Source organism: Brevundimonas sp. (assembly GCF_047617075.1).
Lineage (GTDB): Bacteria > Pseudomonadota > Alphaproteobacteria > Caulobacterales > Caulobacteraceae > Brevundimonas.
Genome location: NZ_JBLGCI010000001.1, coordinates 51,627 through 78,241 on the forward strand (window position 1 = coordinate 51,627; position 26,615 = coordinate 78,241).

The following is a 26,615-nucleotide window of genomic DNA, read 5'->3' on the forward strand; positions in this document are numbered from 1 at the left end:
TGATAAGGGGCGGAACCCGTCGCGACGACGGGCCGTTCCGATTCCGACCCGTGCAGCAAGGCCATACATGTCCCGCAGACCCAAGCTGAAGCCCCTTTCGAAACAGGCCATCGTCATCACCGGCGCCACCTCCGGCATCGGCCTGGCCACCGCACGGCGGGCGGCCAAGGCGGGGGCCTGTGTGTTCCTGATCGCCCGGGGCGAAAGCGACCTGAAGGCCCTTTGCGAGGAGATCCAGGCCGAGGGCGGACGCTGCGCCTATGCGGTGGCGGACGTGGCGGACCATGACGCGCTGGCGGAGGCGGCGGACAATTGCCGTCGGCTGTTCGGCGGGATCGACACCTGGGTGAACAATGCGGGCGTGTCCATCTATGGCCCCATCCGCGAGACGACGCTGGAGGATCACAAACGCCTGTTCGACACCAACTACTGGGGCGTTGTGAACGGGTCGATCATTGCGGTGGAGCATCTGCGCGCCCGGCCCGGCGGCGGGGCCATCATCAATGTGGGCTCGACATTGTCCGACGCGCCGTTCCCGGTGCAGGGGCTGTATGCGGCGTCAAAGCATGCGGTGAAGGGCTTCACCAACTCCCTGCGCATCGAGATGCTGCGCGAAGGGACGCCGGTGAAGGTGTCGCTGGTCAAGCCGGCGGCGGTGGATACGCCCTATCCCCGACACGCCCGCAACCTGACCGGCGAGGCCGTCCGCAACCCCCAGCCGGTCTATGCGGCCCATGTGGTGGCCGAGGCCATTCTGCACTGCGCGACCCATTCTACGCGAGAAATCACGGTGGGCGGGAGCGCATCGGTGCTGGCTGCGTTCTACTCGCTGTTCCCCGGTGTGGCGGAACCGCTGCTCGCGCGCTTCGGACCCTCGATGATGCGTGATCGGCGTGCAGATTATCAGACCTATGACGACGGGCTCTATGACCCGACGGAAGACGGTCTCTATGAAGAGGTTCATTATCCGATGGTTCGACAGTCCAGCCTTCTGGCTCAGGCCCGCATGCACCCCGGCATCACCGGAGGCGGTCTGGCTCTGATCGCCCTGGCCGGCGTCGCGGCTGTGCTTCTGACCCAGCGCAGCGGCCCCACCCGCTATGAGCGCCTGCGCGAGCGCGTCGACCCGCGTAACTGGCGTCGCCGGCCCAGCGTAACCGACCGGCTGGGCCGCTGGACCGACCGGGTCCGCGACGACGCCGAGGACTGGGGCGGCCGCGCCGCCAAGGACGCCCGCCGCTGGTTCGACCGCGCCGCCGACGCCTTCCCGTCGGAAGAGATCGAGGCCGGCGCCCGCAAGACCGGTCGCATGGCCCGCGACGGCGCTGTGCGCACGGGCCAGTTCGCCAAGGATCATGCGCGGGAGGGCGGTGCGCTGCTGGCGCTGGCTACGATCGCCGCTGCGGTGGGCGCCGCGGCGCTGGAGCATCACCGCGCGCAGGACCGCTGAACGGCCTTCAGAGAAAAAATGCCCCGGAATCGGTCCTGATCGGACCCTCCGTGCATTGCTGCACCCGCGAAGGGGCGGCTAAAGAAACGGAATGAACGCTTCGCCGTCTTCCGCTTCCACAGCCGCCCCTTTTGTCGTGCTGGATTTCGACTCCACCCTGGTCAAGGTGGAGACGCTGGATGCGCTGGCAGATCTGGTGCTGAGGGAGTCCGCTGAAGCTGACGCCATCCGCACCCGCGTGTCGCGCCTGACCGATCAGGCCATGGCGGGCGACATTGACTTCGGCGAGGCCCTGAAGCGGCGCTTGGAGCTGCTGCAGCTGACCCGGAGCCATGTGGAGGCGCTGGCCGGCCGCATCCTCGGTGAGCTGACGCCCTCGGTGCGCCGCAACGCGCGGTTCTTCGCCGAGAATGCCGACCGCATCATCATCCTGTCGGGCGGTTTCCGCGAGATCATCGCGCCGGTGGCCGCCGAACTGGGTGTGGCGCCCGCGCGGGTGCTGGCCAACGACCTGCTCTATGACGACGAGGGCCGGGTCACCGGCGTGGACGAGACCAATCCCCTGTCCCGCGAGGGCGGCAAGGCCGAGGCGCTGAAGGCGCTGAACCTGCCCGGCCCGGTGATCCTGATCGGGGACGGCTGGAACGACGCAGTGATCAAGCAGGCCGGGGTCGTGGACCGCTTCTACGCCTTCACCGAAGTGGCGCGGCGCGAGCCGGTGGTGGCCGCCGCCGACGCCGAAGCCCGCTCGCTGGACGAGGTGCTGCACGCCGAAGGTCTCAGCGGGCGCTGGTCGTTCCCGCGCAGCCGCATGAAGATCCTGCTGCTGGAGAACATCCACCTCCTGGCCGTGCAGCGGCTGCGGGAGGAAGGCTATTCGGTCGAAACCCTGAAGGGCGCGCTGGACGAGGATGCGTTGATCGAGCGCATCAAGGGCGTGCATGTGCTGGGCGTACGCTCCAAGACCAATGTCTCGGCGAAGGTGCTGGAGGCGGCGGACAAGCTGATGGCGGTGGCCGCCTTCTGCATCGGCACCAACCAGATCGATCTGGAGGCTGCGGCCGACCGGGGCGTGGCGGCGTTCAATGCGCCCTATTCCAACACCCGCTCGGTGGTGGAGCTGGCCATCGGCCTGACGGTCACCCTGATGCGCGACGTGGTGGACAAGTCCGCCGCCATGCACCGGGGCGCCTGGAACAAGTCCGCGACCGGATCGCGTGAGCTGCGTGGCAAGACGCTGGGCATCGTGGGCTACGGCGCCATCGGCTCGCAGCTGTCGGTGCTGGCCGAAGCGCTGGGCATGCGGGTGGTGTTCTACGACGTGGTGGAGCGGCTGGCCCTGGGCAATGCGCGGCGGCTGCGGTCGCTGGATGCCCTGCTGGCCGAGGCGGACGTGGTCAGCCTGCATGTGGACGGGCGCCAGTCGAACACCAATCTGATGGGCCCGCAGCAATTCGCGCGCATGAAGCCGGGCGCCCTGCTGCTGAACCTGTCGCGGGGCCATGTGGTGGATATCGGGGCGCTGGCCCAGGCGCTGGGCTCGGGCCGGGTGGCCGGGGCGGCGGTGGATGTGTTCCCGGAGGAGCCGCGCACCAATGACGACCCGTTCGACAGCCCGCTGAGGGGCCTGAAAAACGTCATCCTGACGCCCCACATCGGCGGCTCCACCGAGGAGGCGCAGGAAGCCATCGCCGACTTCGCCGCCGAGCGGGTGCTGGGCTATCTGAACCGGGGCGACACCACCTTCAGCGTCAACCTGCCCAACGTCCAGCTGGCCGAGGTGACGGGCGGGCACCGGCTGCTGCACATCCACCGCAATCAGGCGGGCGTGCTGGCGGCCATCAACCGGGTGCTGGCGGACGCCGGGCTGAACATTCTGGCCCAGCACCTGAAGACCGACGAGCGCACCGGCTATGTGATCGCTGACGTGGACCGGGACTACGACCGCGCCCTGCTGGCCGACCTGAAGGCCATCCCGGGCACCCTGCGGTTCCGAATTCTGCACTGAACCTTCCCTAGCGGCATCTTGCGTCCGCCGCTGGTCGGCGCACACTGCCCTGAACGACCGCATGCTGACGGTCGAAGGGAGGAAGATCATGTCTCGTCAAACCGTTTCGGCGGCGGCGCTCGCCGTCGTCCTGGGCGTCACCGCCTTCGCCGCCGCCCCCCAAGCCCAGGCCCAGTCCTATGACCGGCTCGTCGTGTTCGGCGACAGCCTGAGCGACAACGGCAATCTGTTCGCCTTCACCGGGGGAACCCAGCCGCCGGCGCCGTTCTACTTCAACGGCCGCTTTTCGGACGGGCGGGTGTTCACCGAACTGCTGGGCTTCGATCTGACGGGCTTCGGCACGACCTCTGGCAGCGTCAACTACGCCTTTGGCGGCGCTCGAACCGATGCGGCCATGAACCCGCCGGGCATGCAGGTCCAGCTTCAGGCCTATCTGGGCGCCGGGGGCACATTCGGCTCGAACGACCTGGTCAGCATTCTGGGCGGCGCCAACAACATCTTTCAGGCCATTCAGGTGGTGGCCACCACACCGCTGGCCGATCCCATCGGTTACCTGACGCTGGAGGCCACGGACGCGGCCGCCGAGGTTACGGGCCTGGTCAACGCCGTGGCGGGCGCCGGCGCCGGAACGGTGCTGGTCTCGAACCTGCCCAGCCTGGCCGCCACGCCGCAGTTCCGCGGTGGCCCGGCCCAGAATCTGGCGGGGGGCGCGACAGCGGCCTTCAACGGAGCGCTGCGACAGGGGCTGTTCGCCGCCGCAGCGGCCAATTCCAACAGCAACATCATCCTGATGGATCTGGAGACGGCCTCGGCCTTCTTCGCCGCCAATCCGGGCCTGTTCGGGGTGAGCAACGCGACGGACGCCTGCTTCAACCAGACGACCCTGACGGTCTGCGCCAATCCGGACAGCTATTTCTACTTCGACGGCGTGCATCCCACGGCGACGGGGCACCGGGCGCTGGCGAACCTGGCGCTGGATTACATGTACTACGGCGATGCCGGGGCCCAGACCACGGTGCTGGGCGAGACCGCGTTCCGCCACCGCGAGCGGTCGCTGGAGGACGGCTCGTCCCGCCTGTCGGGCCGCGAAGGCTGGGTGGAAGGCTCCGGCGGCGTCAGCGCCACCGCGATCTATGACCAGACCGAGTTCGACGCCCGGGGCGCAATCGCGGCGGCCGAAACGGAGACCTGGGGCGCCCGTTTCGAAGCCGAGGCCATGCCGTCGTCCAACTGGCGGTTCGGCGTCGGCGTCGGTTTCGACGAGGGCGATCTGACCGCCGGGCGACTGGCGGCGGATATTGAATCCGTCGGTGCGGACCTGTGGGCCGGTTGGCGCTCGGACGCCTGGTTCGTCAACGGGGTGCTGGGCGCCTCCAGCACGCGGTTTGACGACATCTCGCGCCTGACGGCCCTGACCCCCGTGGCCCATTCGGGCAAGACCCGCGCGGTCACCACCGGGGCCAGGCTGCAGGCCGGAACCTGGATGGACATGGGCGGGGTCAGCCTGTCGCCCCGTGCGGCCCTGGCCTGGGTCAGCGCGGATGTGGACGGCTATGTGGAGCAAGGTCCGGCCGCCCGGCACGAAATCGCCGACCGCACCGTTGAAGGCCTGACGGCCGAGGTGGCCATGCGTCTGGAAGGCGGCGGCCCGGCGTTCGGCTTCTATGCCGAGGGCGGTTATCGCGATCTGATCAACGACGACGCCGATCCGGTCACCGTCGGCCTCGCGGCTAACCCGGCCCAGGCGCTGTCCACGGCGTTCGACAATCCGCTGTCGCAGCAGGCCATGGTCAATCTGGGGGTCAACGCCCGCCTCGGCGAGCGGCTGAACCTGGACATCGGCTATCGCGGCCGCTTCGCCGAAGCCGCGGACAGCCACGTGGGCGCTGTGACCCTGCGGCTGCCGTTCTGATCCACGGCGAGGCCTGATGAGAGACGGCGGCGGGCCATGCTCGCCGCCGTTTTTCCGTCACGATCCCAGAAGGTTGCGCGGGTGCGACAGTCTGACGCATGCGGCGCCCAGATATAGCCCCATCGGTCCGCAATAAAGGCTGCTCGATCAGGTCGCCGACCTTCTTGCCTGAAGGTTCCGGGTCTCTCGCAGACCCGCGCGGCGATCTTCCCATCGAGCTTTCACGAGCTTGTCACGCCGCCGACGGAGCCGCCGCTTGCGACGACTATTGCCGACTGCGAGGTCTTTCCTCACCCACACCAGCCAGACCATGGGTCTGGCCGCCGTCGCCGTGATGGCCATGGCCGCCGCGCCCCAGGCCATGCATGTGGCGGTCGAGGCGCCCGCGCTGGTTGAGGAAAAGCCGATCGCGCCGCCGGTGATCGCCGAGGCCAAGGACATGGGCCCGCCCACGCGGATCATCCTGTTCGACCTGCCCGTGAAAAATCACCCCATCAACTCCCGCTTCGGCACCCGCCATCTGGCGGGCGAGGCGGCGGCGCGGGCGCACCAGGGCGTGGACATCGCCGCGCCCACCGGCACGCCGATCCTGGCCACCAGCGAAGGCGTGGTGACCGCCGCCGGTTATGACCGCGCGGGCTATGGCCGCTATGTTGAGGTGCGTCATCCCAACGGCCTGCGCAGCTTCTATGCCCATATGAGCGCGGTGGACGTGCAGGTGGGCGCTGAGGTGGCGGGCGGCCAGGTCATCGGCAAGGTGGGCTCCACCGGCTATTCCACCGGTCCGCACCTGCATTTCGAGATCCGCCGTGGCGGGGCCCGCCTGAACCCCGCCAGCTATCTGGGCCGCGAGTTCACGGTGCGCATTCCGGGCGACCACGCACGGGGCTGAGCCTTATTCGACGACGCTGGAGAGCGGCGCAGAACCACCGCTCATTCGCTGGCTCGTCCATTGGGCCAGGGTGCTGCCGACCCCCACCACCGCCAGAGACAGGGCCAGGAACCAGAGCGGGTGGGGCATCATGACCACCAGCGCGATCACAGACGCCGCCATCAAGCCGCCCACAATCAGCGCCGCCCAGTCGACCCTCGCCAGCCGCGCGGCGGTCAGGGCGCCCAGAAAGGTGGCGACGCCGTAGCCGACGATCACCAGAGCCAGGGTCGGCGCGCCGGGCGCCACGTCCAGACGCGTGGGCGGCGGGGGCATCAGATAGTGGGCGGTCATCTCCCACAGGCTGGTGATGACGACGGCCAGCACAATCCCCGCCAGCGTCCCCAGAACTCGTCTCAGCACATCCGTCTCCATGAAAGCCCCGTCTGACCATCCGACGCGGCCGAAGTTGCGTCAACGGCCACGGTTGGCGGGCGGTGGAGAAGCGGGCTAGGGATAGCGTTCGCGAACAGGGGAGGCGGCATGGGTCCGGCGCTCGCACTTACGGATGTCAGCAAAAGGTACGGCGCCTTTCAGGCCGTGCGTGATCTGAGCTTTCAGGTTCCCAAGGGATCCATCTGCGGCTTTCTGGGGCCGAACGGGGCGGGCAAGACGTCCACCATCCGCATGATCCTGGGCCTGACGCCGGCCACCTCGGGGCGCATTGAGATTCTGGGCGCGGACGACGGGCGCAAGGTGCGCGACCGCATCGGCTTCCTGCCCGAAGAGCGCGGCCTGTACCGCAAGATGACGCCGGTGGACGCCATCGCCTTCTTCGCCGGTCTGAAGGGTGTGCCGCTGGGCGAGGGCCGCCGGCGCGCCCGTGTCATGCTGGAGGCCCAGGGACTGGGCGCCGCCGCGAACAAGAAGATGAAGGACCTGTCCAAGGGCATGGCCCAGAAGGTCCAGCTGATCGCCGCCCTGGCCCATGAGCCGGAGTTCGTCATTCTGGACGAGCCGTTCTCGGGCCTCGACCCCATGAACCAGCAGGGGCTGGAGGTCATGATCCGCGACATCGCCGCCAAGGGCGCCACGGTGCTGTTCTCGACCCACGTGATGCAGCACGCCGAGCGGCTTTGCGACAAGGTGGTGCTGATCGCCGGCGGGCAGAAGGCGTTCGAGGGTACGGTGGACGAGGCGCGAGCCACGGCGCCGCGCTATCTGGACCTGGAAGGCGCCATCGCGCCGGACGCCGTCGCGGCCTTACCGGGCGTGGTCTCGGTGGACAGCGAGGATCTGGGCGAGACGCGCCGCATCCGCGCGACAATGGCGGCGGGCGGCGCGGGACAGGAGGCGCTGAAGACCGCCTTCATCCAGGGCCTGGACGTGCGCACCTTCCAGATGCGCGAGCCCAGTCTGCATGACGCCTTCATCGGCCTGACCGGGACGGACCCCGAACAGGCCCAGGTTCGTCAGGACGAGGAGGCCGCCCGATGAAACGCGCTCTGCTGATCGCCCGCCGCGAATATCTGGCCTACGCCCGCACGGTGGGCTTCTGGCTGTCGCTGCTGGCCCTGCCGTTCTTCGCTGTTCTGGGCGGCTCGGTGCCCATTCTCATGGAACGCTCTGAACCGGTGCGCGAGGTGGTGCTGGTGGAGGCGCAAGGGGAAGGCGCGTCCCTGAGCGCCGCCGTACGCGCGGCGCTGGACCGTGAGGCTCTGGGCCGACAGGCGCAGGCCCTTCGCGCCGCGGCCCGCATCGAGGCCGGGCCGGAGCAGGCGGACGGCGTGCGGGATATTGCCGAGCGCGAGGGTTACGAGGCCGGGCTGGCCGAGTTGAGGCGCGTGGCGCCCCAGGCGGCCATGGGGTTCAGCGCGCCGCGCGAACGCATCCGCATCGTCGAGCCGGTCCCCGCCGAACTGACTGAAGTGGCGTCGGCGCAGGATCCGGCGGCGGTTCTGGCGCCTTGGTTCGAGGGCGAGCGCATGCTGCCCGGAGATGTGCGGCTGGACTCGGCGGTGATCCTGAACCGGACCGACGGCGCGCCCTCGGCGGTGGTGTGGTCGCGCCGAGCCACGGACGACACGGTGGAGGATGCTGTGCGCGCGGCCCTGGTGGAGGTGAACCGGCGCGAGGCCCTGACCGGCGCCGGCGTGGCCGATGCGGTGGTTGACGATGTGCAGCGGTTCCGGCCGCAGGTGCAGCTGTTCTCGCCGGCCAGCGTCAGCGGGGGCGAGGTGTCCCTGCGCGACCGCCTGCCCGGCATCATCGGTTTCGCCCTGGGCTTCATGCTGTGGTCGCTGGTGGTCACAGGGGCCTCCATGCTGATGAACAGCGTCATGGAGGAGAAGGCCAACAAGGTGCTGGAGGTGCTGATGTCCTCGGCCTCGTCCACCGAGATTTTGGCGGGCAAGGTGCTGGGCGTCGCCGCCCTGACGGGCACGGTGCTGCTGGCCTGGGGGGCCATGGGCGTGGCCGGATTTGCGGCCCTGATCCCCGAGATCGGCGCCGACGTGGCCTCGGTGCTGATGCAGGACGGGCTCTTGTTCTACCTGTTCGCCTATCTGGCGGGGGGCTATCTGATGTACGCGGTGATCTTCGCCGCCATCGGCGCCTTTTGCGAGACGCCGCGCGAGGCCCAGACCCTGATCGGGCCGATCATGATGATCCTGATCGTGCCGCTGCTGGTCATGCAGCTGGCCATGCGGAGCCCAGACGCCATGGTGGTCAAGGTGCTGTCCTGGATCCCGCTGTTCACCCCGTTCCTGATGAGCGCGCGGGCGCCTTCGGGTCCGCCGCTGATCGAGATCCTCGGCACCATCGCGGCCATGGCCCTGACGGTGGTGATCGTCACCTGGCTGGCGGGGCGGGCGTTCCGGGCGGGCGCCCTGTCGGGGATCAAGCTGGACTGGAAAAGCCTGGGGCGGGTGCTGAAGCGGCAGGCCTGACGCCGGGGCCAGAACGCGAAAAGGCCGCTCCGGCGAACCGGAGCGGCCTGATCGTTTAGCCGGCGTGAAGCCTTAGCGGCGCGGCGGCGGCGCGGGCAGCAGACCCTCGCGCTGGGCGCGCTTGCGGGCCAGCTTGCGGGCGCGGCGCACGGCCTCGGCCTTTTGACGGGCGCGCTTTTCCGACGGCTTTTCATAATGCACGTGACGCTTCATTTCACGGAAGCTGCCTTCGCGCTGCATCTTCTTCTTCAGGGCCTTAAGCGCCTGATCGACATTGTTGTCGCGAACGAAAATCTGAACCAGGGGTCTCTCTCCTTTGGCCGCCCGCCGCGTCCTTATCCAAGGGAGACGGGCGAACAAGAAACAATTTCTCGCGGAAGGCGGGCTCCCGCAAGGAAGGCGTGCGGATACACGAACCGCGTAAGCCTGTCTAGGTTTCCGGTCCAAAGGACGCAGATTGTGATGCAGGCTCGCCACGCGCGCGGGCCGGGCGTATTCTGAACGCATGACCACGAGCACGAAACCTGATTGGGCCGACCGCATGGAGCAGGCGGTGCTGGACGCCGCCATCGAGCGCGCGCCCACGCTGGGCTGGAACCGCCGTCTGGTGCGCGCGGCCTGCGAGGCGAACGGCCTGTCGCGGGGGGATGAGGAACTGCTCTTGCCCAACGGCCCGCGCGATCTGGCCGCTCTTCTGTCGCGTCGCCACGACGCCCGGGCGCTGGACGGCCTGTCGTCCGAGGGCCTGAAAATCCGCGAGCGCATCTTCGCCGGGGTTTCGGCCCGCATGGAGGCCGGGGCTGCGGACCTTGAGGCCACCCGCCGCTGCGCCGGCTTCCTGGCCCTGCCCACCAACGCCGACCTGGGGCTGGAACTGGCCTGGGAGAGCGCCGACCGCATCTGGCGCTGGGCCGGCGACACGGCCACGGACGAGAATCACTACTCCAAGCGCATGATCCTGTCGGGCATCCTGATCCCGGCCCTGACCATGCGCTGGTTCGACGGCCGCGACGCCGCCGAGGCCTTCGTCCAGCGCCGCATCGCTGACGTCATGACCTTCGAAAAGTGGAAAGCCGGCAAGGATTTCGACGCGCCGCTGCGCAAGGCCACGGAATGGCTGGGCCGGATGCGGTACAGAGGCTAGAACTCTCCTCTCCATTCATGGGGAGGGGGACCGCGCCCGACAGGGCGTGGTGGAGGGGGCGGCGCCGATGGCGGACAGCAAATCCCATGAGCGCGCACGAACGTTCCGGCGCGAACTCACCCCGCCGGAGGCTCGGCTCTATGTCCAACTCAGAAGCCGAAAGCTGCGCGGCCTGAAGTTCCGCCGCCAGCACCCTATCGGGCCGTACATTCTGGACTTCTATTGCCCCGCCGCGAAGCTGGCCGTCGAGGTGGACGGCGCTTCGCACTTGACCGCCGAACGCGGCGCCCACGATGGACGCCGCACGGAATGGCTGGCCGGGCAGGGCATCAAGGTCATGCGGATCGCCGCGTCGGACGTGCGGGACCATCTGGTGGATGTGCTGGGCTGGATCGGAGATGCGGCCGAGGCGCGCTTGCCTGAAACACCCGGCCGCCCCCTCCACCACGCGGGCTGAGTCGCCCGCGCGGTCCCCCTCCCCGCGAGCGGGGAGGAGAACTAGAGGTTCCGCACCCGGTTCACATGTCCCATCTTCCGCCCGGGGCGCGCCTCGCCCTTGCCGTAGAGGTGCAGCCGCGCGGCGGGGTCGGCGGACAGAGCGGGCCAGTCGAGGACGTCTTCGCCCAGCAGATTGGTCATCTCCACCCGGGCTGTGGCGTCGGTTGACCCCAGCGGCCAGCCGGCGATGGCGCGGATGTGCTGTTCGAACTGGTCGCAGAGGCAGCCGTCCTGGGTCCAGTGGCCGGTGTTGTGCACCCGGGGCGCGATCTCGTTGACCAGCAGGGTTCCGTCCGCCAGCTCGAACAGCTCCACCCCGATCACGCCCACATAGGCCAGCCCGTCCAGAATGGCCTCGGCGATCTCGCGGGCGCGGGCGGCGGTTTCGGGGCGCACCTCGGCGGGAGCGAGGGTGGTGCGCAGGATGCCGTTGGCGTGTCGGTTCTCGCCCAGCGGATAGACGGCGATCTCGCCCTCCAGACCGCGCGCGGCGATGATTGAAAGCTCGCGCACGAAGTCGGCCTTGGCCTCGAGGATGGCGGGCGCCCGCCCGATGGCCTCGAAGGCGGCCTCGGCCTCGTCCGCCGAGCGCACCCAGGCCTGACCCTTGCCGTCATAGCCCTCGCGCCGGGTCTTCAGCAGGGCGGGCAGGCCGATGCGGGGCAGGGCGGCGGCGATGTCGTCGGCGGAATCGATGGAGGCGAACTCCACCGTCGCGGCGCCCACGGCGTTGAGGAAGGTCTTCTCCGCCGAACGATCCTGCGCCACCGCCAGCGCCGTGGGGCCGGGCGCCACCGCCGCGCCGTTGACGGCCAGCAGGTCCACGGCCGCCGAGGGCACGTTCTCGAACTCGAAGGTCACCACATCCGACACCCGGCCCAGCGCCTCCAGCGCATCGGGATCGTCGAAGGGGGCGGTGATCTGCTGGCGCGACACGCGTCCCGCCGGGCTTTCGGCCTGCGGGTCGAGGATCACCACGTCGAAGCCCAGCCGCGAGGCCGCCTGCGACAGCATCCGGCCCAGCTGGCCGCCGCCGAGAATGCCGATGCTGGAGCCGGGAGCGAGGGGAAACTGCGCCATCAGTCCTCGACGGTCTCCGCCACGGACTCGGTCAGCTCCGCGCGCCATTTGGCCAGCCGTCCCGCCAGCGCCTCGTCCGACAGGGCCAGGATCTGGGCGGCCAGCAGGCCGGCATTGGTGGCTCCCGCCTCGCCGATGGCCAGGGTCCCCACCGGCACGCCGCCGGGCATCTGGACGATGGAGAGCAGGGAATCGAGCCCCTTCAGCGCCTTGGACTTCACCGGCACGCCCAGCACAGGCAGCTCGGTCATGGAAGCCACCATGCCCGGCAGGTGCGCCGCGCCGCCCGCGCCGGCGATGATGACCTTGAAGCCTTCGCCCTTGGCCCCGCGCGAGAAGGCGACCAGCCGGTCGGGGGTGCGGTGGGCCGAGACGACGCGCGCCTCCCAGGCGACATCAAGCGCGTCCAGCGCGTCGGCCGCGCACTTCATAGTGGGCCAGTCCGAACGGCTGCCCATCACGATGGCGACCAGGGGCGTAGAGCGGTCCATGAACCCTCCGACGTCAAGGAAACAGCGGGCTTATAGGACCGGCGTTGCGCGAGCAACCGGGTGCGCCGGGATCAAGATCGATTCAGGCGATCTCGCCTGAATCATGAATCTTGATCCCCGCTTTTAATCTGGAGCCTGATTCACGCTTTAGGGGGAAGCGCGGCGCGCGCTTGCCCTAAAGCGATCAGGCTCTAGCATCAGGTCTGTAAACGGGGGTGAGTCGCGCCCCCGGCGGGGAGTTCGGGAGTGTCCGACGGTGGTCAGGGTCCGGTGAGCGGCGCGCTCGCGATCGACCTGGAAGGCGAGCTCCGGCGTCTGCGCGCGGAGGTCGAGGCCCTGCGCGCCCGCGCCGAGGCGGCCGAGGCGGCGGCGGACCACGATGTTCTGACCCCGGCCCTGAACAGGCGCGGCTTCATGGAGGCGCTGCACCGGACCCTCGCCTATTGCCGCCGCCACGACGTTCCGGCGGTGCTGCTGTATCTGGATCTGGACGGCTTCAAGGGCGTCAATGATGCGCTGGGCCATCCCGCCGGGGATGCGGCGCTGAAGCGCGTAGCCGAACTGATGCTGGCCAATCTGCGGGAAAGCGACGCCGTGGGCCGTCTGGGGGGCGACGAATTCGCCCTGCTGCTGCTGAACGCGGGCGCTGACGAAGGCCGCGACAAGGCGCGCCGCCTGCTGGAGGCTCTCAATTCCGACGGTTTCGAATGGGAGGGCGAACGGGTGCCGCTGGGCGGCTCATTCGGCGTGCGCGCCTATGCGGGCCAGCCCGACGCCGAAACCTGGCTGGCCGAAGCCGACGCCGCCATGTGGGTGAAGAAGAAGGGGCGCTGATCCGGACGCCGCGCCGCAGCGCGGAACGCGTCGATTACCGCTACGTTGGCTGCCCATGCCCGATTCCCCCTCCCGCCCGCGCGGCCGATCGCGCCGCTCCGTCCTGACCAGCCTGGGCCTGCTCGGCGCCGGCGGGGCGGCGGCGTGGTGGGCGCGGGAGAATCTGTTCTGGCCGGGGCCGAGCGCCACCTTCGCCGAGGACGGGACCAGCGGCTGGCTGGCCTTCGCCACCGAGCATCGCCTGTTCGTCTCGACCCGCGCCGTGATCGGCGGCGTGCCGGTGGACGCCCTGATCGACAGCGGGGCCCAGCGCTCGGTGGTGGACGCCGGCCTGGCCGAGGAACTGGATCTGCCGCGCCGTCTCAGCCCGCCCCAGATCGCCTATGGCCTGGGCGGCGGCGCCCAGCTGGGCCATGCGGTCAATGCGGACGTGCGGCTGGGCTGGATGACCCTGAACGGATTGACGGCGGGGGTGCTGGACCTGGGCCCGCTGGCGTCCAGCGGCCTGAACACACGGCTGGTGCTGGGCTATGACGTGCTCAGCCGCATGGCGCTGGACATCGATTTCCCGCGCCGCCGCCTGCGCTTCGGGCGCGACGAGGCCGCCGTGGCGCCGCCGGGCGCCCAGGTTCTGCCCGCCGAGCGCGAGGGCCGGTCCCTGATGACCCAGGTGTCGGTGGAGGGGGCGGTTCTGGAGGCGGTGCTGGACACCGGCGCCTCGCCCGCCCTGAGCCTGAACATGGAAACGGCTGAGGCGGCCGGGCTGCTGGACGGGCGGGCCGCGCGCGAGGCGTCCAGCATCGTGCTGGGCGGCGTTCTGGCGGGCCAGGTGGTCACGGCCCGCACCCTGACCCTGGGCGAACGGCTCTATGAGGATGTGGAGGTTCACGCCTATCCGCGCAGCAGCCTTCCGGGCGTGCCCGCCGTGCTGGCGGGCATGGGCCTGTTCCGCGACGACCGCCTGATCCTGGACATGGGCGCCGGGCGGCTTCTGGTTGCGGCGAGCCCGACGTCCGAGTCTTCTTGAGCCGGCCCGGCGCCCGCGATAACCCTGCCTCTCCGGCTGCGATGTGGAGACGACCTTGAGCTACAAGCCCCTGTTCTCCCGCGCCCTGGGCGCTGATCCGAAACGGCTGCATTTCGCGGCCCACAGCCACCACCTGTGGCCGGACGCCAGTTTCGACGGTCAGGTCCGGGCCTGGGCCGAGGCCAATCGCTACGCCGACCGCAAGTGGGACGTGATCTTCGGCGAGGTGGTGCCGAAGGCGCAGGCGCATGTGGCGCGCGAGCTGAAGCTGCCGTCCGCCGACACGGTGGTGTTCGCGCCCAACACCCACGATTTTCTGGTCCGCATCGTATCGGCGATCGAGAAGAAGCCCGTCCGCATCCTGTCCACCGACGGCGAGTTCCATTCCTTCCGCCGTCAGGCCGCGCGCTGGGAGGAGGCCGGCGAGGCCGTGGTGACCCGTGTGCCCATCGCCCCCTTCGACACCTTCCCCGCCCGCTTTCTGGAGGCCGCGCGGGCCGGCGGTCATGACCTGATCATGGTCAGCCAGGTGTTCTTCCGCACGGGCTGGATGGTGGAGGCCTTTGACGAGCTGGCGGCCCTGGCCGATCCCGCTGGCCCATGGGTGGTGGTGGACGGCTATCATGGCTTCATGGCCGCCCCCACCGATCTGTCGCGGGTGGCGGACCGCGTGTTTTTTGTGACCGGCGGCTACAAATACGCCATGTCGGGCGAGGGCGCGGGCATTCTGCATGCGCCGCCCGGATTTGGGCGCCGACCGGTGGTGACCGGCTGGTTCGCCGAGTTCGGGGATCTGCAAGGCCCGCCGGGCGGCGTGGGCTACACCACGGACGCGGGCCGGTTCTGGGGCGCCACCTTCGATTCCACCCCCCTGTACCGGTTCAACGCCGTTCGGCGCATGCTGGATGACGCAGACCTGACGACGGCGGATATCGCGGCCCACGCGCGTGGCCTCCAGACTCTGTTCTCGGGCGCTGTGAGCGACAGGAAGGCCGGGCGACTGTCAGAGGCCGAGCTGCTCAATCCCGTGGACGGTAAAAAGCCTCGCGCCCGTTTCCTGGCCTTCCGCCACCCGGACGCCCAGGACTGGAAGGCCCGGCTTCAGGACGCCAATGTCATCACCGACGTGCGCGACGACGTGCTGCGCTTCGGTTTCGGCCTGTATCAGGACGAGAACGACCTGGGCCGTCTCATCGAGGTGTGCCGCCGGGTTCTGTGATCTGCCTGAGAGGGCGGCCTCAGAAGAAGGTGGCGTCTTCCTGCGTCTCGGCCCGGGGCGCCTCGCGCGGGGCGGCGGGGCGGCTGGGCCGCGAAGGCTCGGCCCGGTTCCCTTCGGGCGCCGGATCGACCGGAGAGTTCATGGGCGGTTCGCCGTCGTCGGCGCCGTCCGACGGCGGAATGTCCGGCAGGTCGCCCACCTCGGGGTAGGGCAGGGGTTCGGAGCCGAAGTCATCCTCCACCGGCGCTTCGGGCGGCGAGGTCATGTCCGGCGCGTCCAGATCATCGCGGATGAAGGCCCACGAGCGCGGGTCCGAACAGGCGCAGGCCTTCAGATAACCCTCGCGGTCCCGCCACAGGATCAGGGGGTAGCCGGCCCCGACACCCTGGCCGCGCAGCAGGTCGCTCAGCCGATCAACGAACTCGCGTCCCGCCGCCACCACGGCGCCCCGCGCCAGATTGCCGTCCGCCGAAGGGATGCCCGCCGCGGTCCAGTTGCGCGGCGCGGTGGCCGTCCAGCGCTCATAAAGGGTCCAGTCGCGGCTCAGCCATATCTCGGCCACCGTGGCCCGCTCGGCGGCCGTGGACTGGGCCATGCCTTCGCGGTCCGGCCGGGCGAAGACGATGATGCGCGGCTCGACCCCCGCCGCGCGCAGCTTGGGGAATTCCTCGCGCTCATAGCGCTGGGCCGCAGCGTTGTCGCGCCAGGCGACCACATAGAGGGGCTCGCCGCCGCCGCCGGGCGAAATCCATGAGGCCTCGTCCAGCAGGCGCTGGATTTCGGCCTGGTCCCGCTGGATCACCACCGGCTGGAACCGGGCGTAGAAATTCCAGTAGGCCCAGTACCCGCCCCCGGCGAGCCCCAGGCCGATCACCAGCGCCAGCGCGCTCCAGACCAGAAATCGACGCATGATTGGCTCCCCCGGTTCAACCAGGCCCTACATAGCGCGGGAATGTGCAAAAATCAGGCCGGAAGGGCGCAGCGAGGGAGTCTGTCACTGCATCCGCCAGTTTATCGGCAAGCGGATCACCGACTCGCCATAGGGCACGCCTTGCACGTCCATTGGGGTCATGCGGAACCTCGAGGAGAGAGCGACAGTGGCGGCGCCGAACCCCATGCCCTCGGGCTCTTCGGACAGAACGATACAGTCCTCAACCTGACCGTTGGCGGCCACGCGGCACTCCAGTACGGCGCTTCCAGTTATGCGGTTTCTCGCTGCGTCTCGTGGATATAACCGCGCCAGATCAGATCCGCTTGGTCTGGCTACCCAATCTGGATTGGTGATGCGGGCCCCGTCGACGAAAGGCGAGGATACGGGCTGCCCGCAGGCTGCAAGCACGGCAGCGAGCGCGGCCTCACTGGAGGGAGCTGCCAGTTCGTAGTGGTGCGCGGGCCCCTCGTCTGGGCGCAACTCCACCGAGGCCGGCTCCCGATCAATCAGATTCCAGGCCAAGCGGAGCGGCTGGCGCGCAAAAACCACGGCTCCATCCTGTGAAAGCCGCCAGCGTTGCTCGGGGAAGTCAGTGTCGCCAAGAGTGAAGCTGACAGCCACGTGAGGCTGGGATACCGGCTGGCCCAGCGTCATTCCGACATCAAAGGTGCGTCCGTCCGTGCAGCGGGCAATCATCTGCACCCCCGACGGCCATTCGGCGGAGACGGCGACCACGTTGTTCGGGGCCTCCGCGACAGGCGCCCAGGTCTGGGCGTGAACGGTCCCGGCCACACTGGACAACGCAGCCGCCGTGAAGGCCGACAGGTTCCGTGCAAAGGCCCGACCCTTCATCACACCGCCTCCACCACCTGCTCGATGGTTCCGAAGATGGAGTGATGCTTCTCGTCCAGCATTTCGATGCGGACGGTGTCGCCGTGCTTCAGGAACGGCGTCTCCGCCTTGCCGCGCAGGATGGTCTCGACGGTGCGGACTTCGGCGATGCAGGAGTAGCCCAGGCCGCCGTCGCTGACGGGCTTGCCCGGACCGCCGTCGGCGTCCCGGTTGGACACGGTGCCGGAGCCGATGATGGAGCCGGCGACCAGCGTCCTCGTCTTGGCCAGATGGGCGATCAGGGTACCGAAGCAGAAGGTCATGTCGACGCCCGCGTCGGCCTTGCCGAAGGGCTGGTCGTTCAGGGTGACGGTCAGCTCGCCGTGCAGCTTGCCGTCCTTCCACCGATCGCCCAGCGCGTCCGGTGTAACGAACACGGGCGACAGGGCGCTGGCGGGCTTGGACTGGACAAAGCCGAAGCCCTTGGCCAGTTCGCCGGGGATCAGATTACGCAGGGACACGTCGTTGACCAGGCCGATCAGGCGGATGTGCTTCAGCGCCTCTTCCCGCGTCACGCCCTGGGGCACGTCGCCGGTGACCACCACGATCTCGGCCTCCAGATCGCAGCCCCAGGCCTCGTCCTTGAGCGGGATGGCATCACGGGGGCCCAGCATGGAGTCCGAGCCGCCCTGATACATCAGGGGATCGGTCCAGAAGCTCTCGGGCATCTCGGCGCCGCGCGCCTGACGCACCAGAGCCACGTGGTTCACATAGGCCGAGCCGTCGGCCCACTGATAGGCGCGCGGCAGGGGCGCGGCGGCGTCCCGCTCGTGGAACCGGCCGCGCGGCACGGCTTCGTGCTCCAGACTTTCGGCCAGGGCGTGCAGTTGCGGTTCACAGCGGTCCCAGTCGTCCAGCGCCGCCTGCAGCGTCGGGGCGATCAGGAAGGCGTCGGTGAACCAGTTCAGGTCGTTGGAGACGACCACGAGGCGGCCGTCACGGCCGTGTTTCAGAGATGCGAGTTTCATGCCTCAGGCTTACCGGTCATGGCCGGGCTTGGGAAGCCGATCAGCACAGGTTCGCCCGGGCGCGGCGCAGTTCATCCAGGCGGTGGGGCTTGTCGCGCCAGTGATCGGCGAAGGCGTGCAGGGCGGCGCGGAGCCGGGACACCTCGTCGCGCGGTTCGGTCTTGTGGGGCTTGTCGCGCGCGTCATGGGCGGCGGCGCCCGGTTTGTGGTCGCCCTCGCCGGCGCCTGCGTGAACCGTCATGCGGCCGTTGTTGACCACCACCACGTCGGGGCGGTCGCGGTCGGGCTTTTCAGGATGCGGCGGGTGGTCGTGACCGCTGTGGCTGTCGTGGGGTTCCGGTTCGGGATCAAGCACGGCCTTGATCTCGCTCCAGGGGGCATCGACGCCGTGGGCCAGGGTCAGCACGCCGCCCAGGCGCCGGTCCAGCACCTCGATCAGGCGGCGGGCCTTGCCGCGCACGTCGTCGCGGGAGGCCTTTAGTGCGTCCTCGGCCGCCTTGCGCACGGCGTCGTAGATGGCGTCGCAAGGGTCCTTCTGTTTCGGCCCCATCTGTTCGCGAGCGTACCAGCCGCACAACAGGGCCAGCAGCAACAGAAGCAGGAACAGCAGCAGGATCACCGGCGGGACGCTGAGGAACAAGTCGGAGTCCGCCGGATAGGCGGCGGCCGGCGTCTCGAATTCCGATGGATACATGCGCGCCTCCCCTGAGCTCAGCCATCTTGGCCAAGCGGGGCCGTGTGGCAATCGAAAAGGTTAACGCGGCTCCTCGAACCGGGTTCTCAGGATTCGGAGGCGTCTTTGGTCAGGGTGGCGCCGGCCTCTGCGCCCACACCGGCGGCGGGGTCGCGCACCTCCACCTCGACCCGCACGGCGCCGGCCGGGTCATGGGCCCAGATGTAGCGGCGCTCGATCTCCACCTCGCGGCCCGAGGGCGCGAAGCCGGTGAAGCTGTCGCCCCAGGGGGTGATGCGGGTCAGCTCGGGCCAGCTGAGGCCGCAGGCGGCGTCCAGCTCCTCGATGGCCATGGCCGACAGCTCGTCGTCGTTCACAGCCATCGGCGCACCTTGCCCTTGTAGGTCAGGTAGGCCTGGCCGAATTTGCGCTCCAGATAGGCCTCCTCGCGGACGATGACGAAGCGGTCGATCACGATCAGACAGGGCAGGATCATGGCCGCGGCGAGCGGGCTGTCCAAACCGATGGCCAGGCCCGCATAGACGATGGTGAAGCCCACATAGATGGGGTTGCGGCTCAGCCCGTAGATGCCGTTCGTGACAAGGGCCGTGGACGGCTTCCACGGCTCCACCGCCGTCCGGGCCCGGCGGAACAGGCCCGCCGCCCAGCCCTCGACGATGAGACCGGCGGCGATCAGCACCAGGGCGCCGCCGCGCCGCCACAGGTCGGGCAGTCCAAAGGAGGGCTCGCCGATCAGATTGCCCAGGGTCCAGCCGCCCGCCAGGAAGGCCAGGAAGATGATGGGCGGCGGGGCGATGACGCCGGGGATGTCGCGGGGTGCGGAGGTCATGGAGGCATCCTATTCGTCCGCGCATTCGGGCGAAAGGCGGCGTACTTCGGCGACGCCGGGTGAAACGCGTCAGTCCTCGTCGCCGTAGATGGCCACGCGGGCCTCTGAGCCGGAGGACGCCGCGCCCCGGTACATGCCCGAGGTGTTGAGGCTGAAAGCCACGTTGCCCTCGACGTCCAGGGCGATGACGCCGCCGTCGCCGCCCAGCTCACCCACCTGCCGGATCTCCGCGTCGGCGGCGGACTGGAGGTCGCCGCTTATGGCGAGCCTCAGGCAGATGTCCCGGGCCACCGTGGCGCGGATGAAATACTCGCCCGAGCCGGTGGCCGAGACGGCGCAGCCGTCCTGATTGGAGGCGTAGGTGCCCGCGCCGATCACCGGCACGTCCCCAACCCGGCCCCAGCGCTTGGCGGTCATGCCGCCGGTGGAAGTGGCGGCGGCCAGCCGGCCTTCGGAATCCAGCGCCACGGCGCCCACCGTGCCGAATTTGCGCTCGTTCAGGGGCGGGGCTGGAAAATTGGCCTGCCCCTCCGCTGTGGGCGCCCCTGCGGGGCGTTCGGGGATGGGCAGGTTCTGGGCCTCTAGCGCGCTGACCAGACCGTGCCAGCGGCGCTCGGTGAAGAACCACGACGGGTCCACCTGCTCCAGGTTCTGTTCGACGGCGAAGGCGTCGGCGCCCTGGCCGATCAGCATGACGTGGGGGGATTGCTCCATGACCGCGCGGGCCAGGGCCACGGGATGGCGGGTGCGGGTGACGCCCGCCACGGCGCCGAGATTGAGGTCTGACCCGTCCATGATGGCGGCGTCCAGCTCATTGGCCCCGGCGGCGGTGAAGACCGCGCCGCGCCCGGCGTTGAACAGGGGATCGTCCTCCATCAGCTCGATGGCCGCCTGCACCGCGTCCAGGGCCGAGCCGCCGTTTCGCAGCACCGCCGCGCCCGCCTCCAGCGCCGTGGACAGGGCCGCGCGATAGGCCGCGTCCTGCTCGGGGCTGAGGTCGTCCCGCTCGATGACGCCCGCGCCGCCGTGGATGGCCAGCGACCAGCGGGGCTCCGCATCCTGGGCCTGGGCGGCGCCGGAGAAGATGGCTGCGGCCGCGAGAGCGGCGAGCGCGGTTTTGGTGATGGACGACATAATTTCCCCCGAGTGTTCAGTGATGTCCGCCCGTACGCCAGCGCCAGATGCGCACGATCAGATAGGGCAGAAAGCCGACGACCAGACCGATCAGCACAAGCTGCCAGTAGCCCGCGCGCGGCAGAAGGGCATAGGCGGCCAGAACGGCCAGGCCCGCGAGCGGCGGGCCCAGCCAGGGCAGCCAGCGGGGCGGCTGGACCACCGCCGCCTCTCCGTCAGGCGTCCACCTTGATGACGCCGCGCCGAATCTGGTCCAGCTCGATGGAATCGAACAGGGCCTGGAAATTGCCCTCGCCGAACGCCTGGTTGCCCTTGCGCTGGATGATCTCGAAGAAGATCGGGCCGAAGGTGTCCTGGGTGAAGATCTGCAGCAGGATGCCGTCCTCGTCCGAGCCGTCGATCAGGATGCGGTTTTCGCGCATGCGGGCCACGTCCTCGCCGTGGCCGGGCAGGCGCTTGTCGATCAGGTCGAAATAGGTCTCGATGGTGTCCTGGAAGGGGATGCCCCGCCGCTTCATCTCCTCGACGGTCTCGAAGATGTTGTCGGTGTGCAGGGCGATGTGCTGGATGCCCTCGCCGTTGTAGCGCTTCAGGAACTCCTCGATCTGCGAGTTGTCGTCCTGGCTCTCGTTCAGGGGGATGCGGATGGCGCGATCAGGCGCGATCATGGCCTGGGACAGCAGGCCGGTCGCCTTGCCCTTGATGTTGAAATATTTCTGCTCCTCGAAGGCGAAGACGTCGCCGTAGAAGCCCGACCAGGTGCGCATCTGGCCCCGGCGCACATTGTGGGTCAGGTGGTCGAGGCTGAACAGGCCGACGGAGTTCTTGCGCTCGGCCTCCTGCCAACCCTCGATCTCGGTCCAGCCGTCGTACAGCGATCCAGCGGCGCCGTATTTGTCGATGATATAGAGCAGCGAGCCGCCGATCCCCTGCAGCACATAGGGATAGCCGCCGGCCAGCGCGCCGCCGTCGTGCCCCTCGGCGGGCTTGGCGCCGCGCGAGACTGCGCCCTCGAAGGCCGCCTTCGCATCGTTGACGCGGAAGGCCATGCCGTTGGCCGAAGGACCGTGGTCGTTCGCGAACTCGGCGGCCTGACCCTTCGGGGTGCGGTTCACCAGCATGGTGATGTCGCCCTGCTTCATCCGAACCACGTCATTGGCCGGGTTCACATGGGTCTGGGTGAAGCCCATCAGCTCCAGTCGTTCGATCATGGCCTTGGGCTCGGGGCCTGTGAACTCGACGAATTCAAAGCCGTCCACGCCCAGCGGGTTCTCGGCGTCCAGAGCCTTGGAAGCGGTGGTCTGAGGGGCGTCGTGCATGGGGAATCTCCCTGAATCCTGTGCGTCCCGGACGTTCTCGCCGGGCGTTTGGCCCGGAACCTAGGCGTCGAAACGACGCGGGACAAGAACGGGCGCCATATGGAAACCTTTGTCGAGCAGGATCGCTCCCGATCATGACCCAGGTTCACGCAGACATGACCGACGCCGCGCATACCGGCGATGGCGGACGGCATCAGGACGACGCCGGCCGCGGCGCCATCGACATGATCGTCCATCTGGCCCGGGAGGGCGAGCGGGACGGCCTGACCCTGCGCGACATCCGCGATCATCTGGACGAACGCGGTTTCGGTCTGATGATCCTGATCCTGTCGATCCCGTGCCTTGTGCCGGCGCTGTACGGCGTGCCGCAGGTGCTGGGGATACCGCTGTTGCTGCTGGCCGGTCAGATGCTGGTGGGACGTCAGGAGCCGTGGTTGCCCTCTGGCGTGCTGGACCGGCGGGTGCCGTCGTCCTGGCTGAAGCGGATGGCGGACTTCGCCGACAACCGCCTGCGCTGGACCGAGCGTTTGTCGCGGGCGCGATTGAAGATGTTCGCCGATGGACCGGCGGAGCAGGTGGCGGCCTTCTTCATGATCGTGGCGATCCTGACCATCGTGCTGCCCATGACCAACACCGTGCCCTCGGTGGGGCTGGCGTTGATGGCGGCGGGCCTGATCCAGCGGGACGGCCTGTTCGTGCTGGCGGGGATGGGGGTGGCGGCTGCCTGGGCCCTGTTCCTCGGACTGGTTGTGGCGGGGGTGGTGATGGGCGCGAGCTGGGCGGCGGGTTTCGCCGGGCTGCTGCCGGGCTGATTGAGCGCATCGACGGGCAAGCGCAGCCGGTCTAGAACATCGCCATGCTGAGCGCTTATCGCCTGATCACACGCTGGTGGACCGCCTTCGCCCTTGTGGCGTCCCTGGCCATGCTGGGCGCGGCCCACGCCTTCGAACGCTATGCGGGCCTGGCCCCGTGCAATCTGTGCCTGAAACAGCGCGAGGTGTTCTGGGCCGCGGTGGCCATCGCCCTGCCCGCCACCCTGTGGGCCGTGTTCAGCCGGGCCAGCCGCGGCACGCCGCGCATCGCCGCCTTCCTGCTGGCCGCCGTGTTCGCCACGGGGGCGGTGACGGCCGGATTCCATGCAGGCGGGGAGCTGGACTGGTGGGCCCTGCCGGCCACCTGTGCCGGCGGAGGGATGGTGGATCTGGAGGCGCTGACGGCGCTGGCCAGGGGCACGGCGCCCGTCGCTCGGCCAGCCATGTGCGACGCGGTGGTGTGGAGCTTTCTGGGTCTGTCCATGGCAGGATGGAACACCCTGCTTTCGGCGGGGTTGGCGGTGTGCAGCCTGATGGCCGCCAAACGTCCCAAGGATGCCCGCGCGCCCAGGATCACGCCGGAGAAACGCTGATGAACCGACGCATTCCCCTGCCGCGCCCCGGTCGTGGGGCTCCCGCCGCCAGACTGGCCGAAATACTGCGCGTGGATCATGCGGGCGAGATGGCGGCGGTGCAGATTTATCGCGGCCAGAAGCGTGTGTTCGAGGCGGCGGGCCGCTCGGGCATCGCCGCCGACATGGGGCGGATGGAGGCCGAGGAGGACGTGCACCTGAAGCGCTTCGAGGCGCTGCTGACCGAGAAACAGGTACGGCCCACCCTGATGACGCCGGTCTGGCGTCTGGCGGCTTACGGGTTGGGCGTCGGCACGGCCCTTATGGGCGAGAAGGCGGCCCACGCCTGTACAGAGGCGGTGGAGAGCGTCATCGGCGAGCATTACGCCGACCAAGCCGAGGAGATGGCGGACCGCGATCCGGAAATGGCGGCCCAGTTCCGCCAGTTCCGCGACGAGGAGTTGGCCCACCACGACCACGCCATCGCGGAAGGGGCCCACGAAGCGCCCGCCTATCCGGTGCTGAGCGCGGTGATCAAGGCGGGCTGCCGCGCCGCCATAAAGATCAGCGAAAAGGTCTGATCAGGCCCACAGGCCGCAGGCGTCCACCACCTGGGCGTCCGGACGATTCGCGGCGCGGAACTCCACATGGGGCACCAGGGCCAGAACCACCGGCTGGGCCAGGGCTTCTTCCGCCTCCACGAGGGCCAGGCCATGGTCGGCCGGCAGGGCGTGCCCGTAAGGGTCGGCGCAGACCACGCGACCCGGATACAGGGCCGACAGAGCCTTTGCGATATTCAGCGACGGGCTTTCGCGGAAGTCGTCCACGTCCGCCTTGAAGGTCATGCCCAGGCAGCCCAGACGGAAGGCCGGGTCCAGGTCCATCAACTCGCAGACCTTTTCGATGACGAAGCGCGGCTTGCCGTCGTTCACCAGGCGGGCGGTGCGGATCAGGCGCGCGGTTTCAGGCGCCTGGGCCACGATGAACCAGGGATCCACGGCGATGCAGTGGCCGCCCACACCGGGCCCGGGGGTCAGTATGTTCACCCGGGGATGGTGATTGGCCAGCTGGATGATCTCCCACACATTCAGGTCCAGCTCGTCGCAGACCAGCGACAGTTCGTTGGCGTAGGCGATGTTCACGTCCCTGAACGCGTTCTCGGCCAGCTTGACGAACTCGGCCGAGCGGTCGTCGGTCAGCAGGATTTCACCGGAAGTCAGGGAGCGGTAGAGGGCGGCCGCCCGGCGCGCGGCCTGGGGCGTGACGCCGCCGACCACGCGGGCGTTGGTTTCCAGTTCGCGCAGGGTGCGACCCGGAATGACCCGTTCGGGTGAATAGGCCACGTCCACCTCGCCCGCGTCGCGATCGGACGCGCCGGTGGCCACCTTGAGGTCCGGGCGCAGCTCGGCGATACGCCGGGCCACCTGGTTGGTCGTGCCCACGGGGGACGTGGATTCGAGAACCACCAGTGCTCCGGCCTTCAGGCGCGGGGCGATGGCGTCCACGGCGCTGAACACGGACGACAGATCCGGATGATTGAAGTCGCCGGACTTGGTGGGCGTCGGCACGGTGATGAGGTAGGCCTCCGCCTCGGGGGCCTCGTCCGTCGCCGTCAGTGACTTGCTGGCGGTGACGGCGGCGAGCAGCAGGTCCAGGCCCGGTTCCACCAGATGGCTGCGGCCTTCGCGAACGGAGGCCACCACTTCGGGCTTGATGTCGTAGCCGATGACCCGGTGTCCCGCGCGGGCCAGGACGGCGGCGGTGGGCAGGCCGATATAACCAAGCCCAACCACCGCAATGGTCAGCTGTTCACGCGTTTCCGGCTGAAAGTCAGCGTAGAGAGTCAGCGGCATCAAGAATTCCCTGAACGATACGATGGCTCGCGCGCCCGTCGCCGTATGGATTGCTTATGTCGTTCCGCATTTCACGGCCCAAGACATCAAACACGCCTGACACGATACGGTTCGGATCGGTGCCGACCAAATGTGACACGCCGGCGTCGACGGCCTCGGGACGTTCGGTCACTTCGCGCATGACGAGCACCGGCTTGCCCAGACTCGGGGCCTCTTCCTGGACGCCGCCGGAGTCCGTCAGGATCACGTCACACCGATCCATGAGATAGACAAAACTCTCGTAATCCACGGGCTCGACCAGATGAACCCTGTCGTATCCGTCCAATAGCGCATGTACCGGACCCTGCACATTCGGATTCAAGTGCACGGGGTATATGATTTCGAGGTTTTCGGTCTCGCCGAGGCGTGCCAGAGCCTTGCAGATGTTGGCGAAGCCCGCGCCGAAACTCTCGCGCCTGTGGCCGGTGACCAGCACCAGCCGCTTCTCGGGGTCGAGGAACGAGAACCGCTGGTCCAGTCGTGCGCGGACCTCCGGCTGGTCGGCCATGCGGTCGACCATGGTCAAAAGGGCGTCGACCACGGTGTTTCCGGTGACCAGCACCCGTTCCGGCGCCGCGCCCTCCGCCAGCAAGTTGGCGCGAGCCCCTTCGGTGGGCGCGAACATCAGTGAACTGACCATGTCCGTGAGGCGGCGGTTGAATTCTTCCGGCCAGGGCTGATCCATGCGGCCGCTGCGCAGTCCGGCTTCCACGTGACCGATGGGGATCGCCAGATTGAAGGCCGCCGTGGCCGCGGCGGCCGCCGTGGTGGTGTCGCCATGGACCAGAACCAGATCGGGGCGATTCGCCCTGAGCAGGGCGTCCACACCCGTCACGGCGGCGGCGAACAGATCGTTCAGGCTCTGGCCCGGCTTCATCAGGTCCAGGTCGCCGTCCGCGCGAAGGTCGAACAGGCCCAGCACCTGGTCCAGCATCTGGCGGTGCTGGCCCGTGGACCACACCTGGCAGGTGATCGCCGGCTCGGCTTTCAGAGCCCGGACCACCGGCGCCATCTTGATGGCTTCTGGCCGCGTGCCGAAGATCACCGCGATGTGCATGAAGGCGTGGTTCCTGAGCCGCCGACCGTCTGAA

The 26,615-nt window shown here is 68.8% G+C and carries 29 protein-coding genes and 1 pseudogene; 15 read left to right on the plus strand and 15 right to left on the minus strand.

Annotated elements, in window-relative coordinates:
• Positions 1–67: 67 nt before the first annotated feature.
• The 5 genes and pseudogenes from ACI8U3_RS00290 (at position 68) to ACI8U3_RS00310 (ending at position 6,262) form a co-directional block, all read left to right on the plus strand.
• Positions 68–1,450, plus strand: a complete 1,383-nt coding sequence (locus tag ACI8U3_RS00290; protein ID WP_415012863.1) for an SDR family oxidoreductase — start codon at positions 68–70, stop codon at positions 1,448–1,450.
• Between the two features lie 91 nt (positions 1,451–1,541).
• Positions 1,542–2,090, plus strand: a pseudogene (locus ACI8U3_RS00295) (HAD-IB family phosphatase); the annotation flags it as partial.
• A gap of 123 nt (positions 2,091–2,213) precedes the next feature.
• Complete coding sequence (gene serA, locus ACI8U3_RS00300; RefSeq protein ID WP_415013174.1) at positions 2,214–3,458, plus strand: phosphoglycerate dehydrogenase; 1,245 nt, start codon at positions 2,214–2,216, stop codon at positions 3,456–3,458.
• Positions 3,459–3,546: 88 nt separating this feature from the next.
• Positions 3,547–5,370 carry an autotransporter domain-containing protein gene (locus ACI8U3_RS00305; protein WP_415012864.1) on the plus strand — a complete coding sequence of 608 codons (1,824 nt, stop codon included), beginning with the start codon at positions 3,547–3,549 and terminating at the stop codon, positions 5,368–5,370.
• Between the two features lie 256 nt (positions 5,371–5,626).
• Positions 5,627–6,262: a M23 family metallopeptidase gene (locus ACI8U3_RS00310; RefSeq protein WP_415012865.1), complete on the plus strand. Its 636-nt coding sequence runs from the start codon at positions 5,627–5,629 to the stop codon at positions 6,260–6,262.
• A gap of 3 nt (positions 6,263–6,265) precedes the next feature.
• On the opposite strand, the gene ACI8U3_RS00315 is transcribed toward ACI8U3_RS00310, so the two are convergent.
• Positions 6,266–6,664: a hypothetical protein gene (locus tag ACI8U3_RS00315; RefSeq protein WP_415012866.1), complete on the minus strand. Its 399-nt coding sequence runs from the start codon at positions 6,662–6,664 to the stop codon at positions 6,266–6,268.
• Positions 6,665–6,784: 120 nt separating this feature from the next.
• Between ACI8U3_RS00315 and ACI8U3_RS00320 the strand changes: the two genes are divergently transcribed.
• Positions 6,785–7,738, plus strand: coding sequence for an ABC transporter ATP-binding protein (locus ACI8U3_RS00320; RefSeq protein ID WP_415012867.1), 954 nt, complete (start codon positions 6,785–6,787; stop codon positions 7,736–7,738).
• The gene (locus tag ACI8U3_RS00325) at positions 7,735–9,189 is read left to right on the plus strand and encodes an ABC transporter permease (protein ID WP_415012868.1); all 1,455 of its coding nucleotides are present in this window, start codon (positions 7,735–7,737) and stop codon (positions 9,187–9,189) included. The genes ACI8U3_RS00320 and ACI8U3_RS00325 overlap by 4 nt, the downstream gene beginning before the upstream one ends.
• A 72-nt stretch (positions 9,190–9,261) precedes the next feature.
• Here ACI8U3_RS00325 and rpsU read toward each other — a convergent pair whose 3' ends face one another.
• Positions 9,262–9,492, minus strand: coding sequence for a 30S ribosomal protein S21 (gene rpsU / locus ACI8U3_RS00330; protein ID WP_148291571.1), 231 nt, complete (start codon positions 9,490–9,492; stop codon positions 9,262–9,264).
• Positions 9,493–9,694: 202 nt separating this feature from the next.
• Here rpsU and ACI8U3_RS00335 point away from each other — a divergent pair, with 202 nt between their 5' ends.
• Positions 9,695–10,333, plus strand: a complete 639-nt coding sequence (locus ACI8U3_RS00335) for a COQ9 family protein (RefSeq protein ID WP_415012869.1) — start codon at positions 9,695–9,697, stop codon at positions 10,331–10,333.
• A gap of 67 nt (positions 10,334–10,400) precedes the next feature.
• The gene (locus ACI8U3_RS00340; RefSeq protein ID WP_415012870.1) at positions 10,401–10,790 is read left to right on the plus strand and encodes an endonuclease domain-containing protein; all 390 of its coding nucleotides are present in this window, start codon (positions 10,401–10,403) and stop codon (positions 10,788–10,790) included.
• 41 nt (positions 10,791–10,831) lie between these two features.
• Here ACI8U3_RS00340 and ACI8U3_RS00345 read toward each other — a convergent pair whose 3' ends face one another.
• Together ACI8U3_RS00345 and purE are read right to left on the minus strand one after the other, a co-directional pair.
• Positions 10,832–11,911: a 5-(carboxyamino)imidazole ribonucleotide synthase gene (locus tag ACI8U3_RS00345; RefSeq protein ID WP_415012871.1), complete on the minus strand. Its 1,080-nt coding sequence runs from the start codon at positions 11,909–11,911 to the stop codon at positions 10,832–10,834.
• Entirely contained in the window at positions 11,911–12,402 is a 492-nt protein-coding gene (gene purE, locus ACI8U3_RS00350; RefSeq protein ID WP_415012872.1) for a 5-(carboxyamino)imidazole ribonucleotide mutase, read from the minus strand. The genes ACI8U3_RS00345 and purE overlap by 1 nt, the downstream gene beginning before the upstream one ends.
• A gap of 246 nt (positions 12,403–12,648) precedes the next feature.
• Here purE and ACI8U3_RS00355 point away from each other — a divergent pair, with 246 nt between their 5' ends.
• The 3 genes from ACI8U3_RS00355 to ACI8U3_RS00365 are packed head-to-tail and all read left to right on the plus strand — an operon-like array spanning position 12,649 to position 15,482.
• Positions 12,649–13,236 (plus strand): GGDEF domain-containing protein, encoded by a 588-nt coding sequence (locus tag ACI8U3_RS00355; RefSeq protein WP_415012873.1) that lies wholly within the window; start codon positions 12,649–12,651, stop codon positions 13,234–13,236.
• A gap of 55 nt (positions 13,237–13,291) precedes the next feature.
• Complete coding sequence (locus tag ACI8U3_RS00360; RefSeq protein WP_415012874.1) at positions 13,292–14,263, plus strand: aspartyl protease family protein; 972 nt, start codon at positions 13,292–13,294, stop codon at positions 14,261–14,263.
• Positions 14,264–14,318: 55 nt separating this feature from the next.
• Positions 14,319–15,482, plus strand: coding sequence for an aminotransferase class V-fold PLP-dependent enzyme (locus tag ACI8U3_RS00365; protein WP_415012875.1), 1,164 nt, complete (start codon positions 14,319–14,321; stop codon positions 15,480–15,482).
• Between the two features lie 19 nt (positions 15,483–15,501).
• Here the strand turns inward: ACI8U3_RS00365 and ACI8U3_RS00370 are convergent, their stop codons facing one another.
• The 9 genes from ACI8U3_RS00370 to hppD all read right to left on the minus strand — a co-directional run bounded on the left by ACI8U3_RS00370 (position 15,502) and on the right by hppD (position 22,248).
• A complete protein-coding gene (locus tag ACI8U3_RS00370) occupies positions 15,502–16,392 on the minus strand; it encodes a hypothetical protein (RefSeq protein WP_415012876.1) in 891 nt (296 codons plus the stop codon).
• Between the two features lie 84 nt (positions 16,393–16,476).
• Complete coding sequence (locus tag ACI8U3_RS00375) at positions 16,477–17,265, minus strand: energy transducer TonB (RefSeq protein WP_415012877.1); 789 nt, start codon at positions 17,263–17,265, stop codon at positions 16,477–16,479.
• Positions 17,265–18,272 (minus strand): fumarylacetoacetate hydrolase family protein, encoded by a 1,008-nt coding sequence (locus tag ACI8U3_RS00380; RefSeq protein WP_415012878.1) that lies wholly within the window; start codon positions 18,270–18,272, stop codon positions 17,265–17,267. Before ACI8U3_RS00380 ends, ACI8U3_RS00375 begins: the two co-directional genes overlap by 1 nt.
• Positions 18,273–18,312: 40 nt before the next feature.
• Positions 18,313–18,966, minus strand: a complete 654-nt coding sequence (locus ACI8U3_RS00385) for a hypothetical protein (protein WP_415012879.1) — start codon at positions 18,964–18,966, stop codon at positions 18,313–18,315.
• 86 nt (positions 18,967–19,052) lie between these two features.
• Positions 19,053–19,328, minus strand: a complete 276-nt coding sequence (locus ACI8U3_RS00390; protein ID WP_415012880.1) for a hypothetical protein — start codon at positions 19,326–19,328, stop codon at positions 19,053–19,055.
• Entirely contained in the window at positions 19,319–19,795 is a 477-nt protein-coding gene (locus tag ACI8U3_RS00395; RefSeq protein WP_415012881.1) for a methyltransferase family protein, read from the minus strand. The genes ACI8U3_RS00390 and ACI8U3_RS00395 overlap by 10 nt, the downstream gene beginning before the upstream one ends.
• Positions 19,796–19,864: 69 nt before the next feature.
• Entirely contained in the window at positions 19,865–20,929 is a 1,065-nt protein-coding gene (locus ACI8U3_RS00400; protein ID WP_415012882.1) for an isoaspartyl peptidase/L-asparaginase family protein, read from the minus strand.
• Positions 20,930–20,945: 16 nt separating this feature from the next.
• Positions 20,946–21,131, minus strand: coding sequence for a hypothetical protein (locus tag ACI8U3_RS00405; RefSeq protein ID WP_415012883.1), 186 nt, complete (start codon positions 21,129–21,131; stop codon positions 20,946–20,948).
• A 13-nt stretch (positions 21,132–21,144) separates the two neighbouring features.
• Entirely contained in the window at positions 21,145–22,248 is a 1,104-nt protein-coding gene (gene hppD / locus ACI8U3_RS00410; RefSeq protein ID WP_415012884.1) for a 4-hydroxyphenylpyruvate dioxygenase, read from the minus strand.
• 134 nt (positions 22,249–22,382) lie between these two features.
• On the opposite strand from hppD, the gene ACI8U3_RS00415 reads away from it, so the two are divergent.
• The 3 genes from ACI8U3_RS00415 to ACI8U3_RS00425 are packed head-to-tail and all read left to right on the plus strand — an operon-like array spanning position 22,383 to position 24,213.
• The gene (locus ACI8U3_RS00415) at positions 22,383–23,060 is read left to right on the plus strand and encodes an exopolysaccharide biosynthesis protein (RefSeq protein WP_415012885.1); all 678 of its coding nucleotides are present in this window, start codon (positions 22,383–22,385) and stop codon (positions 23,058–23,060) included.
• Between the two features lie 44 nt (positions 23,061–23,104).
• A complete protein-coding gene (locus tag ACI8U3_RS00420; RefSeq protein ID WP_415012886.1) occupies positions 23,105–23,653 on the plus strand; it encodes a disulfide bond formation protein B in 549 nt (182 codons plus the stop codon).
• Positions 23,653–24,213, plus strand: a complete 561-nt coding sequence (locus tag ACI8U3_RS00425) for a demethoxyubiquinone hydroxylase family protein (protein ID WP_415012887.1) — start codon at positions 23,653–23,655, stop codon at positions 24,211–24,213. Before ACI8U3_RS00420 ends, ACI8U3_RS00425 begins: the two co-directional genes overlap by 1 nt.
• Here ACI8U3_RS00425 and wecC read toward each other — a convergent pair whose 3' ends face one another.
• Positions 24,214–25,485 (minus strand): UDP-N-acetyl-D-mannosamine dehydrogenase, encoded by a 1,272-nt coding sequence (gene wecC, locus ACI8U3_RS00430; protein WP_415012888.1) that lies wholly within the window; start codon positions 25,483–25,485, stop codon positions 24,214–24,216.
• Positions 25,463–26,581 carry a non-hydrolyzing UDP-N-acetylglucosamine 2-epimerase gene (gene wecB / locus ACI8U3_RS00435; protein ID WP_415012889.1) on the minus strand — a complete coding sequence of 373 codons (1,119 nt, stop codon included), beginning with the start codon at positions 26,579–26,581 and terminating at the stop codon, positions 25,463–25,465. Before wecB ends, wecC begins: the two co-directional genes overlap by 23 nt.
• Between the last annotated feature and the right edge of the window lie 34 nt (positions 26,582–26,615).

Excerpts from the sequence above, each read along its gene's own strand:
- ACI8U3_RS00290 (WP_415012863.1), top strand. The coding sequence starts at position 68 with ATGTCCCGCAGACCCAAGCTGAAGCCCCTTTCGAAACAGGCCATCGTC.
- ACI8U3_RS00305 (WP_415012864.1), top strand. The coding sequence starts at position 3,547 with ATGTCTCGTCAAACCGTTTCGGCGGCGGCGCTCGCCGTCGTCCTGGGC.
- ACI8U3_RS00320 (WP_415012867.1), top strand. The coding sequence starts at position 6,785 with ATGGGTCCGGCGCTCGCACTTACGGATGTCAGCAAAAGGTACGGCGCC.
- ACI8U3_RS00325 (WP_415012868.1), top strand. The coding sequence starts at position 7,735 with ATGAAACGCGCTCTGCTGATCGCCCGCCGCGAATATCTGGCCTACGCC.
- ACI8U3_RS00335 (WP_415012869.1), top strand. The coding sequence starts at position 9,695 with ATGACCACGAGCACGAAACCTGATTGGGCCGACCGCATGGAGCAGGCG.
- ACI8U3_RS00340 (WP_415012870.1), top strand. The coding sequence starts at position 10,401 with ATGGCGGACAGCAAATCCCATGAGCGCGCACGAACGTTCCGGCGCGAA.
- ACI8U3_RS00345 (WP_415012871.1), bottom strand. The coding sequence starts at position 11,911 with ATGGCGCAGTTTCCCCTCGCTCCCGGCTCCAGCATCGGCATTCTCGGC.
- purE (WP_415012872.1), bottom strand. The coding sequence starts at position 12,402 with ATGGACCGCTCTACGCCCCTGGTCGCCATCGTGATGGGCAGCCGTTCG.
- ACI8U3_RS00360 (WP_415012874.1), top strand. The coding sequence starts at position 13,292 with ATGCCCGATTCCCCCTCCCGCCCGCGCGGCCGATCGCGCCGCTCCGTC.
- ACI8U3_RS00370 (WP_415012876.1), bottom strand. The coding sequence starts at position 16,392 with ATGCGTCGATTTCTGGTCTGGAGCGCGCTGGCGCTGGTGATCGGCCTG.
- ACI8U3_RS00375 (WP_415012877.1), bottom strand. The coding sequence starts at position 17,265 with ATGAAGGGTCGGGCCTTTGCACGGAACCTGTCGGCCTTCACGGCGGCT.
- ACI8U3_RS00380 (WP_415012878.1), bottom strand. The coding sequence starts at position 18,272 with ATGAAACTCGCATCTCTGAAACACGGCCGTGACGGCCGCCTCGTGGTC.
- ACI8U3_RS00385 (WP_415012879.1), bottom strand. The coding sequence starts at position 18,966 with ATGTATCCATCGGAATTCGAGACGCCGGCCGCCGCCTATCCGGCGGAC.
- ACI8U3_RS00390 (WP_415012880.1), bottom strand. The coding sequence starts at position 19,328 with ATGGCTGTGAACGACGACGAGCTGTCGGCCATGGCCATCGAGGAGCTG.
- ACI8U3_RS00395 (WP_415012881.1), bottom strand. The coding sequence starts at position 19,795 with ATGACCTCCGCACCCCGCGACATCCCCGGCGTCATCGCCCCGCCGCCC.
- ACI8U3_RS00400 (WP_415012882.1), bottom strand. The coding sequence starts at position 20,929 with ATGTCGTCCATCACCAAAACCGCGCTCGCCGCTCTCGCGGCCGCAGCC.
- hppD (WP_415012884.1), bottom strand. The coding sequence starts at position 22,248 with ATGCACGACGCCCCTCAGACCACCGCTTCCAAGGCTCTGGACGCCGAG.
- ACI8U3_RS00415 (WP_415012885.1), top strand. The coding sequence starts at position 22,383 with ATGACCCAGGTTCACGCAGACATGACCGACGCCGCGCATACCGGCGAT.
- ACI8U3_RS00420 (WP_415012886.1), top strand. The coding sequence starts at position 23,105 with ATGCTGAGCGCTTATCGCCTGATCACACGCTGGTGGACCGCCTTCGCC.
- ACI8U3_RS00425 (WP_415012887.1), top strand. The coding sequence starts at position 23,653 with ATGAACCGACGCATTCCCCTGCCGCGCCCCGGTCGTGGGGCTCCCGCC.
- wecC (WP_415012888.1), bottom strand. The coding sequence starts at position 25,485 with ATGCCGCTGACTCTCTACGCTGACTTTCAGCCGGAAACGCGTGAACAG.
- wecB (WP_415012889.1), bottom strand. The coding sequence starts at position 26,581 with ATGCACATCGCGGTGATCTTCGGCACGCGGCCAGAAGCCATCAAGATG.